We start from the raw sequence: 13,995 nt of genomic DNA on the forward strand, positions 1-13,995 counted from the left end.
TGGCGCATCTCCCATCGGCTGTGACGATGAAGTGCGGTCCCGGGAATCTCCTCATCCGGTCGATTCCCGGGACCACCCGATTCGGTCGGACCCGAAAGGGGTTAGTGGTGGGTATGAGTTCCGTCGACATCGACCGCGATGAACCAATAGCGATCGTCGGGATGGGTCTGCGTTTTCCCGGGGGCATCAACTCTCCGCAGACGTACTGGGATTTCCTCGTCGCCGAGCGCAATGCGTTGCGCGAGGCGCCGCAGGAACGGTGGGACGGTTACGCCGCGATCAGCCCGGCGCACGCCGCGGCGACCCGGCGGGCCCTGAAGTACGGCAGCTACCTCGACGACGTGGCGGGCTTCGACGCCGAGTTCTTCGGGGTTTCCCCGCGCGAGTCCGAGCTGATCGACCCGCAGCAGCGCATCACCCTGGAGGTGGCCTGGGAGGCGCTCGAGCACGCCGGCATCCTGCCGCACTCGCTCGCCGGCAGTGACACCGCCGTGTTCATGGGTGTCTGCACCGATGACTACGGCCGCCGCATGCTGGAGGACCTACCCCGGCTGGAGGCGTGGATGGGCATCGGCTCGTCCATGTGCGGTGTGGCGAACCGGCTGTCGTACGTGCTGGACCTGCGCGGCCCGAGCGTCGCGGTCGACACGGCCTGCTCCGCCTCGCTTGTCGCCATTCACCAGGCCTGCCAGGCGCTCCGGCTCGGCGAGACGGACCTGGCGTTGGCCGGCGGCGTGATGTTGGTGGCCAGCCCGGCGTACCTGCTGGTGCTCGAGGCTGCCGGCGCGCTCGCGCCGGACGGCCGGTCCAAGGCGTTCGACGCGTCCGCCGACGGCTACGGCCGAGGCGAGGGCTGCGGAGTCCTCGCCCTGAAGCGGCTGTCGCAGGCGCGGCGCGACGGGGACCGGATCCACGCGTTGATCCGGGGCAGCGCGGTCTGCCAGGACGGGCGCACCAACGGCATCATGGCCCCGAGTCAGGAGGCGCAGGAGGAGCTGGTGCGCCGGGCTTGCCGGGCCGCCGGCGTGTCGCCCGCCTCGCTCGACTACGTGGAGGCGCACGGCACGGGAACCGGGCTGGGTGATCTCGTGGAGATCGGCGCCCTGTCCACGGTTGCCGGGGCCGACCGTTCACCCGAGGCTCCGCTGCTGGTCGGCTCGGTCAAGACCAACATCGGGCACCTGGAGGCCGCCTCCGGTGTCGCCGGCCTGATCAAGATGGTGCTGTCTATGCAGCACGGCGCGATCCCGGCCACGCTGTCCGCCACCGTGCCGAACACCGAGATCCCCTGGGAGACCTCCGGCCTGTCCGTGGTCGACAGGCTGACGCCGTGGCCGGACAACGCCGGCCCCCGCCGGTCCGGCACCGGCAACTACGGCTACGGCGGCACCATCGCCCACGTCATCCTCGAGGAGGCTCCGCAGGAGCCGAGCGCCCCGACGAGTGTCGACGAGCGCGAGCGGGTCTATCCGCTCTCCAGCGCGACCCTCGCCGGCGTCGCCGCGAACGCGGGTGCGCTGGCCGACTGGGTGGAGCGTTCCGACGCGGACCTCGCCGACATCGGTCACACGCTGGCCCACCGCCGGCAGCCGCTCAACGCCCGCGCCGCGGTCGTCGCGGCGGACCGCGCCGAACTCGTCGACCGACTCCGCAAGCTCGCCACGGGCACGGCTGCCGCGGGCGTGGCCACCGGTACGGTCGCGCGTGGCGCCGCCGCCGACGCGGTCTGGGTGTTCTCCGGGCACGGGGCGCAGTGGGTCGGAATGGGCCGGGAACTGCTAGACAGTGAGCCGGCGATGGCCGAGACGATGGCTGAGCTGGGGCCGGTGTTCCGCGCCGAGCTGGGCTTCGATCCCCGCGTAGCCCTGCTGGAGGACGACTTCACCGAGGTCGACCGTGTGCAGGCGATGACGTTCGCGATCCAGGTGGGGCTCACACGGGTCTGGGAGAGCTACGGCCTGCGTCCGGCGGCGATCGTCGGGCACTCCATCGGCGAGATCGCGGCCGCGGTCGCGGCCGGCATGCTCGACCTTCCGCAGGCGGCACACCTGGTCTGTCGCCGGTCCCGGTTGCTGCGCCGGGTCGCCGGCCAGGGCGGCATGGCGATGGTCAACCTGCCGTTCGACACGGTCACGGCCCGGCTGGCCGACGTCCCCGAGGTCGCGGCGGCGGTCGCGGCGTCCCCCACGTCGACGGTGATCAGTGGCCCGTCCGCACTTGTCGACGAGATCGCCGACCGCTGGCGGACCGAGAACCTGGTCGTCCGCCGGGTCAACTCCGACGTCGCCTTCCACAGCCCGCAGATGGACGGGTTGGTCGACGACCTGCGAGCCGACCTCGCCGACCTGGTCAGCCGGCCGGCCACCGTACCGGTGTACACCACCGCCCTGACCGATGTGCGCTCCACGGCGGAGCGGTCGGCCGACTACTGGGTGACCAACCTGCGCAACCCGGTGCGCTTCGAGCACGCGATCCGCGCCGCGGTCGACGACGGGCACCGCGTCTTCCTGGAGATCTCCGCACACCCGATCGTGCAGCACTCCGTCATCGACATCCTCGCCGTGGTCGGCGTCGAGGACGGGGTCATCGCGCACAGCCTGCGCCGGGAACGCCCGCAGCGACCGACGCTGCTGGAGAACCTCGGCGCCCTGCACTGCGCGGGTGTGCCGGTTGACTGGGCGAGGCTGCAACCCGCTGGTGACCTCGTCGACGCCCCGACCAACGCGTGGCAGCACCGTCGATACTGGATCGACAGCGCCCGGCCCGCGGCGGCCAACCTCGAACACGACGTCGAGACCCACACCCTGCTCGGGGCCCGTACCGCCGTGCAGGGCACCACGCCCGTGCTGATGTGGCGGACGTTCCTCGACGACACCAACCGGCCGTACCCCGGCGGGCACGCGGTGCTGGGCACCGAGGTGATCCCTGCGGCGGCGACACTCAACACGCTGTTCCAGGCGGCCGAGAACGCGCCGCTGCGCGACGTCGCGTTGCGGGTGCCGATCGGCGTGCTGGTGCCGCACGAGATCCAGGTCGTCCGTCAGGACGGCACCGTGCGGCTCAGCTCCCGGCTCACCACACAGCAGGACGACAAGTCCTGGCTCACCCACGCCAGCGCCGAGATCGCCGACGCGGCGCCGACCGCCGAGCGGGTCGACCCGGAGACGCTGCGCGCCGCGCACCCGGAGACGCTGGACCCCTCCTGTGTCTGGGACCGGCTCGCCGCGATCGGGGTGGTCGGTATCGGCTGGCCCTGGGAGGTCGAGGCCGTACGCCGACACCCGTCCGGGATGCTCGCGACAGTCGTCGCGGACCCCACCGGCGGCCAGTCAGAACGGACCTGGGCCTCCCTCACCGATGCCGCGCTCTCGGTGGCGCCGGTCATCTTCCCCGGCGACCCGCTGTTGCGGATGCCGGGCTGGCTGACCGAGGCCACGCTGGTGTTGCCGCCGCCACCGAAGGCGTTGATCGCGGTACGGCTGATCGCCGGGTCCGACGACGAGGTGGAGGTCGACGTCGAGGTGCGGACCCTCGACGGGGACCTGGCCGCCCGGTTCACCGGCGTCCGGTTCGGGGCGGTGCGCAAGGAGGTGCTCATCGATCTCGGTCCCGAGGAGGAGCAGACCGCCGAGGAACAGCTCTGGCAGACGCTGTCCGGTCCGGAGTTGCGGGACTTCGTGCTCACCGCGGTCCGCGAGGTGGCCGCCGGTGAGGTACGCATCCCGCTGGAGGACCTCGACGTGCACCGGCCACTGGCGGAGCTGGGCGCGGACTCGCTGATGACGGTGGCTATCCAGCTGCGGTTGGAGCGGCGGTTCCGCACGCCGGTCCCGTCGACGCTGCTGTGGAACCGACCGACCGTCGCGGCGGTCGCCGAGTACCTGACCGACGAACTGACCACCGACGTCAAGTAGCAGTCACAGAGGGGAACGACCACCGTGCCCGAGCCTGATCCGCAGAGCAGGATGATGGCGATCCTGCATGCGCCGCTGATCACGCAGATGGTGGTCGCCGTCGCCGAGCTGGGCATCGCCGACCAGCTCGCCGACGGGCCCCAACCGGTCGAGGCACTGGCCGCGAAGACCGACGCCCGTCCGGAGGCCCTGCACCGGATTCTGCGGGCGCTGGCCGGCGTCGGTGTGGTCGCGCAACCGGCGCCGGGCGTCTACGGTCCGACGCCGTTGCTCGACACCCTCCGCACGGACGCGCCGGGCTCACTTCACGCGTGGGCCCGGTTGTGGGGGCTGCCCGAACGTCAGGCAGCCCTCACGGCCCTCACGCTCGGCCTGCGCGACGAACGTCCGCCGTTCGAACAGATCTACGACCTGTCCTGGTGGGCCCACCTCGAACGGCGACCCGAGCAGGCGGCGGTCTTCCGCGATGCCATGGGTGACCTCTCCCGCCAACTCCACGCCCAGGCGGTCGCCGCGTACGACTTCTCCGGTGTGCGCCGGGTCTGTGACGTTGGCGGTGGCACCGGCAGTCTGGTGGCCACTCTGCTGACGTCGTACCCGACGCTGACCGCCGTGCTCCTGGACCGGCCGGCGGTCGTCGCGCACGCCGGCGCGGTGCTCGACGCGGCCGGTGTCGCCGACCGGGTGACCGTCGAAAGCGGGGACTTCTTCACCGCGGTGCCCGCCGGCGCCGACGCGTACCTCCTGTCGATGATCCTGCACGACTGGACCGACGAGCAGGTCGTCACCGTGCTGACAAACGTGCGCCGGGTGATCGACCCGAACGGCCGCCTCTTCGTCGTCGACGCCGTCATCCCGGAGGACGACCAGCCGCACGACGGCAAGCTGCGCGACATCATCATGCTCGCGCTGCACCCGGGGCGCGAGCGCACCGAGCGCGAGTTCGGGGCGGTGTTCGACCGCGCCGGATTCCGGCTCGCCGAAACACGCGAGGTCTCGGCCTCGACCGGTCTGCTCGTCGCCGTCCCCGTGTAGCGCTCAGGAGAACCGATGACCACAGAACAGGACAACCGACTGCCGCCGTCCGACGTGCGTCAGCAGTGGGACACCGTGCCGTACCCGGCCGCCACCGCGGACAGGTATCGCGCCGAGGGTCTGTGGCAGCCACGCACGATCCCGGGGGCGCTGCGGGAGACCGTACGCGCCCACCCGGACCGCATGGCCGTCGTCACGCCGGGCGTTCGGTGGACGTACGCGGACCTCGACCGGCACTCCGACGCGATCGCGGCGGGTCTGCTGGATGCCGGGTTACATCCGGGCGAGTCGGTGATTTTGCAAATCACCAACAGCGCTCTCGCCGTGGCCACCTGGTACGGCCTGCTCAAGGCCGGCCTGCTCCCGGTGTGCACGCTGGCGATCCACCGGCGCCACGAGATCGAGGAGATCGCGCGGCAGACCCGCGCCTCGGCCCATCTGGTGCAGGCCGACCTGCGCGGCTTCGACCTGGTGGCGTTCGCCGACGAGATCCGCCGGTTGGTGCCGAGCATCCGGTTGCTGGCCACCATCGGGGGCCGTCCCGGCGTCTCCGGTCAGGAACGGATCGAGGATCTCGTCGACCGCCCACTGTCCGACGCGCAGGCGGCCCGGCTGGCGCAGATCGACGCGAACACCGACCTCGACGCGCCCGCCGTCCTCCAGCTCTCCGGTGGCACCACCGGCGTACCCAAGGTGATCCCCCGGCTGCACCCGGAATACTGGTACAACGCGGTCGCCACCGCCCGCTGGTGGGGTTTCACCCCGCAGGACCGGCTCGGGTTCGGCCTGCCTCTGGTGCACAACGCCGGCGCCACCAACGCGGTGCACGCCGCGCACTCGGTGGGCGCCGCGCTGCTGCTCGCCACACCCGTCGCCGACGATCTGCTGGCCCTGATGGACGACGAGCGGGCCACCTGGTTCATGAGCCCGCCGGGCCTGATGAACGAGTACCTGCGGCATCCACGGTTCGATGGCGCCTTCGCCAGTGTCCACAATTGCGTGCTGACCGCGGCGAAGGTGTCCCGGGAGCTGTTCGACGCGATCGAGGCGCGCGGGGTGCACGTCACCCAGGCGTTCGGGATGACCGAGGGGTTGTTCCTGTTCACGCCCCGCGACGCGTCGCCGCAGGTGCGCGCCACCACGGTGGGCGTGCCGATCAGTCCGCTGGACGAGGTGGTCGTGCTGGAGCCCGGCACACTGCGGCCGACGCCACCGGGGGAGATCGGTGAGCTGTGCGCGCGGGGTCCGTACACCGTGCCCGGCTATCTCGGCGTCCCGGTCGGCACCGACTCGGCGTTCACGCCCGACGGGTTCTACCGCAGCGGCGATCTGGTCCGCGCGCACCACCTGGACGGTCTGGTCGCCTACTCGATCGAGGGCCGGGTCAAGGACCTGATCAACCGGGGCGGCGAGAAGGTCAACGCCGAGGAGGTGGAGCGGATCCTGCTCGGTCACGAGTTGGTGCTCGACGCGGCGTTGGTGGCCATGCCGGACGAGCGGCTGGGGGAGCGCGCCTGCGCCTACCTGGTGTGTCGCCCGGGCGGACCGCTGCCGACGCTCGACGACGTCCGGGACTACCTGGAGAAGTTCGGCCTGGCCCGGTTCAAGTGGCCGGAGCGGATCGAGTTCGTGGACGCGTTGCCGCGTACCCCGATCGGCAAGATCTCCAAGCAGTGGCTCCGCGAGGACATCGTGCGTCGCCTGGATGGCCCGCGCACCTGACACCCGCAGCACCCGAAGGCCGGCCGTACTCACGTACGGCCGGCCTTCGTCGTCGTGCCCGCCGGAGAGTCGGATCTGAGTAGAAAGTGGCTTTGATGGCAAAATGCCGGTCGTGGCTCCGACCTACAGGGTGAGGGGCACGCTTCGAGTGCCATGACGACCGGGTAGGAGGCAGACGATGAGCGATCTTCAGAAGCAGGTGCAGGTGCTGGTCGACGGGCTGGTGGACGACGGCGTCGAGGACGGCGTGCAGGTCGCCGTCTATCGCAACGGTGACCTGGTGGTCAACGTGGTGGCAGGGGTCGCGGACACGGCTGCCGGCCAACCTGTTCGTCCGGACACCCTCTTCTACTCGGCGTCGACGGGTAAGGCCGCGGCCTCCACCGTGGCGCACGCGTTGGTCGACGACGGTGTGTTCGACTACGACACCCGCGTCGCCGACCTCTGGCCGGAGTTCGCCGCGCACGGCAAGGGCGAGGTGCGGATCCGGCACGTACTGACACATTCGGCCGGTGTGCCGGCAGTCCCCGCGGACACCACGATCGAGCAGCTCACCGACTGGAACGGCATGTGTCAGCTCATTGCCGGCATGGAGCCCTGGTGGGCGCCCGGCGAGCGGGTCGGCTACCACGCGGCCACCTTCGGCTACCTGATCGGCGAGGTCGTCCGCCGGGCCACCGGCAAACCGATCTCGACAGTTCTCGCCGAACGCGTCGCCGGGCCCATCGGGATGGCCGACGAGCTGTTCTTCGGGGTGCCGCAGGAGCAACTCGGCCGGGTGGCCCGACTGACCGACGACCCGGGGGGCAAAGCCGCGTTCGCCTCGATGCCACCGGAATTTCCGCTGTTCAAGGCCGTTCCACCGGCGATCGTGCCGAACGCGGATTTCGGCAACAGGGCGGACGTGCTGACCTCGGACATGCCGTTCGCCGGGACGATGAGCGCCCGGGCGATCGCGAAGATGTACGCGGCGCTCATCGGTGAGGTGGACGGCGTACGGCTGATCTCCCCGGAACGGCTGAGCGAGGCCACCACGCTGGCCACCGCCGGCCTCGACGACGAGATGACCGGCGGCACCTCGACCTGGGCGCTCGGCTACTGCCTGGGCTGGCCGGGCACCTCCGACCCGTCGGACCGACCGACGGTCTTCGGCATGGTGGGCATCGGCGGCAGCGCCGCGTTCGCCGACCGGGCGACCGGAGTCACCGTCGCGGTGACCAAGAACCGGTTCAACCCGATCGAGATGAACATCGTGCAGCGGGTCACCGAACTCGCCGACGAGGCGTTCGTCTGAGCCCTCAAGACACCGGCCCACTCACGGGAAAAGTGGAGAAGCCCGTGAATCGATGACACATTTGGCGGCGCGGCTCCGACTGCACTATGAAGGGTGCCGATCCGGCACAGCCTCTTCGAAGGAGTTCTTCCGTGAAGTACATCCTGTTGATCCACGCGAACCCCGCAACTGTCACGGGACGGTCCGAAGCCGAGACCATGAAGGTCTACGCCGAGATCGACGCCATCACCAAGGAGCTGTCCGAGTCCGGTGAGCTGATTGGCGGCGAGGTCCTGGCCGACGTGTCGCAGTCGAAGGTCGTCCGCGTCACCGGCGGCGTCCCGGTGACCACCGACGGCCCGTTCGTCGAGGCCAAGGAGCACCTGGCCGGCTACCTGATCGTCGAGACCGACAGCGAGCAGCGCGCGATCGACATCGCGGCCCGGTGGCCGGACGCCAGTGAGGGCGGCGCCATGGAGGTCCGGCCCATCATGGACATCGGCGGAACCGAGATGTGAGGTGGGGCTGCGGGCCGGGCCACCCCGCTGTGGCCCGGCCCGCGCCCTCGCCGGCGCCGCTGGTCAGTCCGGCAGCCCACGGACGAACGTCCGCAGGTCGGTGACCAGGAGGGCCGGCTGCTCAAGGGCGGGGAAGTGACCGCCCCGGTCATACTCCGACCAGTGCGCGAGCGTCGGCAGGATGCCCTCCGCGAAGCGCCGCACCGGTCGTACCGCGTCCTCCGGGAACGCCGCCACGCCGACCGGCATGGCCAGCGGCCACGGGCCACCCCAGGTCCGCGCGAAGTCGGCGTCGCGATGCGTCGACTCGAAGTAGAGCTGCGCGCTCGATCCCGCGGTCGCCGTCAACCAGAAGATCGTGACCGTGGTGAGGATGTGCTCGCGGCTGATCGCGTCCTCCGGTGCCTTGTCGGCGGCGGACCACTCCTTGAACTTCTCCACGATCCAGGCGAGTTGCCCGACCGGGGAGTCGGTGAGCCCGTAGGAGAGCGTCTGCGGTCGCGTCGACTGGATCTTCTGCCAGCCCATGCCGTCCTGCTGGAAATCCAGCGCGAAGCCCAGTTTCGCTTGGTCGGCGGGGCTGAGTTCGCCGAACTCGGTGAAGTCCGGCGGCGGGAACGTCACGCACATGTTGAGGTGCACCCCGCGTACGTGCTCCGGGTCGGCCAGACCCACGCGCAGCGAGATCGGGGAGCCCCAGTCGCCGCCCTGGGCCACGTATCTGTCGTAGCCGAGGTCCCCCATCAGCCTGGTCCACGCCCGGGCGACGCGCTCGGTGTCCCAGCCGGCCTGCCGGGTCGGCCCGGAGAAGCCGTACCCCGGGATGGTGGGGACGACGACGTGGAACGCGTCGGCCGCGTCGCCACCGTGAGCGGCCGGGTCGACAAGCGCGTCGATGATGTCGACGAACTCGAAGCCGGTGCTCGGCCAGCCGTGCGTGAGCAGCAGCGGCGTGGCGCCCGGCACCTGCGAGCGGACATGCAGGAAGTGCACCTGGGCGCCGTCGATCTCGGTGACGAACTGCGGTATCTCGTTGAGCCGACGCTGGGTGGCGGCCCAGTCGTAACCGGAGTGCCAGTGCTCGGCCAGCTCCCGCAGGTAGCCGACCGGTACGCCACGGCTCCACCCCACGTCGGGGATCTCGTCCGGCCACCGGGTCGCGGCGATCCGTCGGCGCAGGTCGTCGATGTCGGACGGGGGAACGTCGATCTGGTACGGGCGCATCGTCCTACCTCTCGGGTTGTGGCCGGCTGACCGGGGCAGCCGCCAGGGTCTGCGCCGGCGGCGGTACGGGCCGACCGGCCTTGCGCAGCACACGGACGATCCGGTCGGGGCGGAGCAGGCTGGTCGGCGGGTCGATCAGGCCGGCCACCCGGATGAAGCCGTTGGTCAGTTCCGCGTCGTGTACGGCGGCCCGCTGGTACCGGGCGACATAGGCGTTGATCGTGCGGACCTTCGCGGTGCGACGGCCCTGAACTCCCGCGTAACCGAGGTCGGCGCTGGCCGAGAAGTCCCACGGTGAGTCGATCTCGGCGGCGATTCTCCGGAAGAACTCCCGCCAGTGCGGGATCGCGCCCTGGCGCAGCAGGTCGCCGAGCACCACCGACTCCACCGCGGCCACCGTCATGCCCTGGGCGTAGATCGGGTTGAAGCTGCACACCGCGTCGCCGAGCACCAGGAAGCGCTCCGGGAACCGGGTCAGGCGCTCGTAGCGGCGTCGGACGCTCGCCGGGTAGCGGAACTGCACCGGGTCGTCGAGCGGCTCGCAGTCGGCGAGCACCTTGGCGATCTCGGGCACCGGCACCGAGCGGACGAACTCTCCGAAACCCTCCGGGTCGGTGGGCGGGTGGTCGCCGAGAATGCCGGTCAGCGACAGCTCCAGCCGGTTGTCGTCGCCGGGCAGGCGGTAGAAGAAGGCGCCGCGCGGCTGCGCCGGCGTGGCCGCCGGGATGATCGCCAGGTCGCTGCCGAACGGGTCGTACGGCGCCTGGTAGTGCCGCGTCGTGTAGGCGAGGTCGATCTTCACCTTGTCTTCGGTGGGCCGCGTGTACCCCAGCTCCGCCAACCAGGCCGGCGTGCGCGAGCCCCGGCCGGTGGCGTCGATGACCAGGTCGGCGTCGAGCACCTCGGGAGCGCTGCCGGGTGTCTGCGCCTGGATCCGCGCGCCGGTCACGGTCGCGCCGTCCGCGGTGACCGCCAGCCCGAGGACGTCGCGCTTCTGCAGGAACCGGACGTTGGGGATGGCCTGCACCCGCTTGCGCAGGTGGTATTCGAGCACGGGTCGGGTGGCGGGCACCGAGAGCAGCCCGGAGGTCGACGGCTTGAGCCGCTGTCCGCCGAAGATCCACTGGATGTCGCCGTTGAAGTCACCGGGCTTGACGCCGGCGTTGACCAGGTCGGCCATCAGGCCGGGGAACTGCCGTTCGAAGATCTGCTGGCCCTTCGCGACCAGTCCGTGCGCGTGTCGACCGTGCGGAACTCCCCGCCGGTAGGTCGGGTTGTCCACGACCTCGTCGCGGTCGACGAGCACCACGTCGTCGAACGACTCGGCGAGTTCCTTCGCCGCGAGGAGCGCCCCGAGGCTGGCGCCGAGCACGACCACACGATCGCCCACCTTCCGGCCCATGGTCACCGCCCGCCCTCGATCGTGGTCAGTGCCGCGTCCGGCCGGGTCAGCAGCTCGCGCAGCAGGTGCAGATAACGGTCGACGAGGTCGTCGATCGTCTTCTGATCGAACAGGTGGGCGCTGAACCCGATCGCGCCGACGATGTCGTCGGACGGGCCGAGATGCAGCGACCAGAGGATGCCGTCGGGCATGTCGGAACCGACCGGCTGGGAGATGACCCGCCGCCACACCGCCGAGTACTCCAGGTCGCCCACCCGCTCGCGCTCCATCACGAACGGCGGCTGGATGACCTGGAAGAGGCAGGGCACGACGCCGGGCCCGACCGACGCCATCAGCTCGGGCGCCTCCTGCAGGACGTGCAGCAGCGGCACCTCGTGGGAGTACGCGCCGAGGCAGGTGGCGCGGGTCCGGGTGACCACGTCGCGGAAGGTGGTGGCGTCGGACAGGTCGGTCCGCAGCGGAACGAAGTTGAAGAACGAGCCGACCGTCTCCTGGAACCGACCGTGCCCGCGTCCGGGAGTGAACGTCGGCACGGTCAGGTCGGTGCTGCCGGTCCAGCGGCTCGCCAGCACGTAGAAGGCGGCCAACAGCACCATGAACGGTGAGGTGTGCGTGTCGGCCGCGAGGGCCGTGGTCGCCGACCGGAGCTCGGCGTCGGTGACGAAGCGGTGCCAGGTGGTGGTCGGTACGGTGTCGGCCGCCAACTCCCGGTCCGCCGCGGTCACCATGATCCGCCCGCCGGCCAGCTTGTCCCGCCAGTACTCACGGGCCGCCACCAGCGGTGGACCGTCCGCCTCGTCGTGCTGGGCGGCGATGTACTCGCGGTACTGCGGGGCCGTGCCCGCGGTGGGTGTCTCCCCAGCGGCCCGCTGGGCGTACGAGCGAGCCAGGTCGCGCAGGATGATCTGCATCGACCAGGCGTCGGCCGCCGAGTGATGCGTGGTGAGGATCAGCACCGAGTCGGTCTCGTCGAAGCGCCCCAGCGTGGCCCGCAGCAGGGGCAGGTCGTGCACGTCGAGCGTGCCGGCCTCGATCTCGTTGATCAGCTCCTCGGCGCGGCGCTCGCGGTCGGCGGGGTCGACCCCCGGCAGGTCGCGGACGTCCACCTTCGGCGAGGTCACCGGCAACACCCGCTGCCCGTGCTCGCCGTCGCGCAGTACCGACGTCCGGAGGGCCTCGTGCTGCCCGATCACGTCCGCCAACGCCAGTTCGAGGGTGTCCACATCGACCCGGCCGTGCACTCGCCAACCATCGGCGATCAGGTAGTGCGGCCCGAACGGGCCGGTGGTCTCGCCCGTGTCGAACAGCAGAAGGAACTCCTGCTGCAGGGAGAGCGGGAGATCAGCGGTCGCCGGGGGTGGTTGCTGCGAGATGGTCATGAGCGCGCTCCTCACGGGAGATTGGGCGAAGTCAGTCCACGACGAACTGACGCGGCCCGGGCGGACCCGCCCGCAGGCCGAGGCAGTCGGCGTTGTAGTCGTCGAGCAGGCGCTGAGCCTGCTCGGACGCGCGGGCGAAGCGGCCCGACGGGTCCGCGTCGTGCAGCAGGATGTCCTCCATCGCGTGCGTCATCAGGCCCTGGATGCGGGGAAACTCGCCGAGTACGGCCCCGCGCGCGGCAGGTGAACCGTCGGTCGCCAGCAACTGCTCGATGGCGACCCTCTGATGTGGCCGCTCGTCGAACCAGCCGTCGCCGGCCAGCAGGTCGATGGCCGTCGTGGTGACCGGGATGAACCAGGTCGCCTTGTGCCGCTCGGCGACGGCCCGCGGGTTGAGCAGGTGTTGCAGGAACGCGAGCGCGCCGTCCCGGACCGCCGGCTGCACGCTGTCGGTGAGCCAGATCGCGTCTCCGCCGACGATGTTGCCCGCGTAGCGGACCTCGCCGTTGTGGGGCATTCGGCCGACCTCGACCGTGAAGCCGTGGTCGCGGCCGGCCTGGATCAGCCACTCCGCCTCGACCGAGGAGCTGAGGACGAACGCCACCCGCTGCTCGGCGAACGCCGCGAAGTTCTCCTGCCAGGCCCGGCCGGTGTTCTCGCCGTACGCCTGCCCGCCGGTGTAGTGGTAGTGACCGTCGCGGTACAGACCGCGCCACCACTGCGCGAAGGCCACCATCTCCGGCACGGCGAGGTCGACCTTCTCGGCGCGACCGTCGCGGCCGTTGGCGTGGTCGGCGAGCAGGCCACCCTGCTGGGCGACCGCCTGCTGGAAGATCCATCCATGGTTGGGCCAGGTGATCGCCGGCCCGCCGGTGTGCGCGCTGACCGCCTTGCAGGCGGCCGTCACCTCGGCCCACGTGGTCGGCAGCGCGGTCACTCCCGCCGCCGCGAGCAACGTGGTGTTGGCGTACAGCAGGGTGGTCGAGACCAGCGGGGGAGCCGCGAGCAGCAGGCCGTCCGCCGAGTAGTACCCCCGTGCCGGGGCGACGATGTCGTCGGTGACCACCGGCTCGCCGAGCACTGTGCTGCGCTCGGCGAGCGTCGTCGCGACCGGTCGGAACAACGGTGCGCCGTGGACGTCGCGCATGTCCCGGGCCAGTTGCGTGGAGGTGTGGAAGTACTGAACGAGGGCCGGCGCGGCGCCGCGGCGGGCCGCGGCGTCCACGTCGGCGGGCAACGTCTTGTAGCTCGACTCACGAATCCGGATCCGGTAGTCGGGGTGGGCGTCGTGGAAGCTCGCGGCCAGGGCCCGGATTCCGCCCACGTAGTCGGGCACGGCCGGGTAGCTGGGCAGCCAGATGTCGATGCTGATGGGCTCGGCGTCCGTCCTCACGCAACAGTCCTCCGGCATCTCGATTGGGGGTCGCCCAAAGGTTGCCCGCCGATGCGGGGAGCGGTCATCTCCGCGAGTGCTACGCCGTGCGGTGGGTGGCGACTGCGCACGACGGAAGTCGTCCCGAGCACCTGT

The 13,995-nt window shown here is 70.9% G+C and carries 9 protein-coding genes; 5 read left to right on the forward strand and 4 right to left on the reverse strand.

Going from position 1 to position 13,995, the window contains the following annotated elements; genetic code table 11:
- Positions 1–113 precede the first annotated feature (113 nt).
- The 5 genes from ACIBD9_RS18490 (at position 114) to ACIBD9_RS18510 (ending at position 8,462) form a co-directional block, all read left to right on the forward strand.
- The gene (locus ACIBD9_RS18490) at positions 114–3,914 is read left to right on the forward strand and encodes a type I polyketide synthase (RefSeq protein ID WP_396719203.1); all 3,801 of its coding nucleotides are present in this window, start codon (positions 114–116) and stop codon (positions 3,912–3,914) included.
- Between the two features lie 54 nt (positions 3,915–3,968).
- Positions 3,969–4,949: a methyltransferase gene (locus ACIBD9_RS18495; RefSeq protein ID WP_396719128.1), complete on the forward strand. Its 981-nt coding sequence runs from the start codon at positions 3,969–3,971 to the stop codon at positions 4,947–4,949.
- A gap of 15 nt (positions 4,950–4,964) precedes the next feature.
- Entirely contained in the window at positions 4,965–6,671 is a 1,707-nt protein-coding gene (locus ACIBD9_RS18500; protein ID WP_396719130.1) for an AMP-binding protein, read from the forward strand.
- 178 nt (positions 6,672–6,849) lie between these two features.
- Positions 6,850–7,965: a serine hydrolase domain-containing protein gene (locus ACIBD9_RS18505; protein WP_396719132.1), complete on the forward strand. Its 1,116-nt coding sequence runs from the start codon at positions 6,850–6,852 to the stop codon at positions 7,963–7,965.
- 131 nt (positions 7,966–8,096) lie between these two features.
- Positions 8,097–8,462, forward strand: a complete 366-nt coding sequence (locus tag ACIBD9_RS18510; protein ID WP_238661018.1) for a YciI family protein — start codon at positions 8,097–8,099, stop codon at positions 8,460–8,462.
- A gap of 63 nt (positions 8,463–8,525) precedes the next feature.
- Here the strand turns inward: ACIBD9_RS18510 and ACIBD9_RS18515 are convergent, their stop codons facing one another.
- The 4 genes from ACIBD9_RS18515 to ACIBD9_RS18530 are packed head-to-tail and all read right to left on the reverse strand — an operon-like array spanning position 8,526 to position 13,860.
- Entirely contained in the window at positions 8,526–9,686 is a 1,161-nt protein-coding gene (locus ACIBD9_RS18515) for an epoxide hydrolase family protein (protein ID WP_396719134.1), read from the reverse strand.
- Positions 9,687–9,690: 4 nt separating this feature from the next.
- Positions 9,691–11,088, reverse strand: coding sequence for an FAD-dependent oxidoreductase (locus ACIBD9_RS18520; RefSeq protein ID WP_396719205.1), 1,398 nt, complete (start codon positions 11,086–11,088; stop codon positions 9,691–9,693).
- A gap of 2 nt (positions 11,089–11,090) precedes the next feature.
- Positions 11,091–12,467: a condensation domain-containing protein gene (locus ACIBD9_RS18525; protein ID WP_396719136.1), complete on the reverse strand. Its 1,377-nt coding sequence runs from the start codon at positions 12,465–12,467 to the stop codon at positions 11,091–11,093.
- Between the two features lie 31 nt (positions 12,468–12,498).
- Positions 12,499–13,860 (reverse strand): extracellular solute-binding protein, encoded by a 1,362-nt coding sequence (locus ACIBD9_RS18530; RefSeq protein WP_396719138.1) that lies wholly within the window; start codon positions 13,858–13,860, stop codon positions 12,499–12,501.
- Positions 13,861–13,995 lie beyond the last annotated feature (135 nt).

This window comes from Micromonospora sp. NPDC050784, assembly GCF_044456765.1.
Classification (GTDB): Bacteria; Actinomycetota; Actinomycetes; order Mycobacteriales; family Micromonosporaceae; genus Micromonospora; species Micromonospora foliorum.

Bases quoted from the DNA above. Each gene is read 5' to 3' on its own strand.
- ACIBD9_RS18495 (WP_396719128.1), top strand. From the start codon at position 3,969: ATGGCGATCCTGCATGCGCCGCTGATCACGCAGATGGTGGTCGCCGTC.
- ACIBD9_RS18505 (WP_396719132.1), top strand. From the start codon at position 6,850: ATGAGCGATCTTCAGAAGCAGGTGCAGGTGCTGGTCGACGGGCTGGTG.
- ACIBD9_RS18490 (WP_396719203.1), top strand. From the start codon at position 114: ATGAGTTCCGTCGACATCGACCGCGATGAACCAATAGCGATCGTCGGG.
- ACIBD9_RS18525 (WP_396719136.1), bottom strand. From the start codon at position 12,467: ATGACCATCTCGCAGCAACCACCCCCGGCGACCGCTGATCTCCCGCTC.
- ACIBD9_RS18520 (WP_396719205.1), bottom strand. From the start codon at position 11,088: ATGGGCCGGAAGGTGGGCGATCGTGTGGTCGTGCTCGGCGCCAGCCTC.
- ACIBD9_RS18500 (WP_396719130.1), top strand. From the start codon at position 4,965: ATGACCACAGAACAGGACAACCGACTGCCGCCGTCCGACGTGCGTCAG.
- ACIBD9_RS18515 (WP_396719134.1), bottom strand. From the start codon at position 9,686: ATGCGCCCGTACCAGATCGACGTTCCCCCGTCCGACATCGACGACCTG.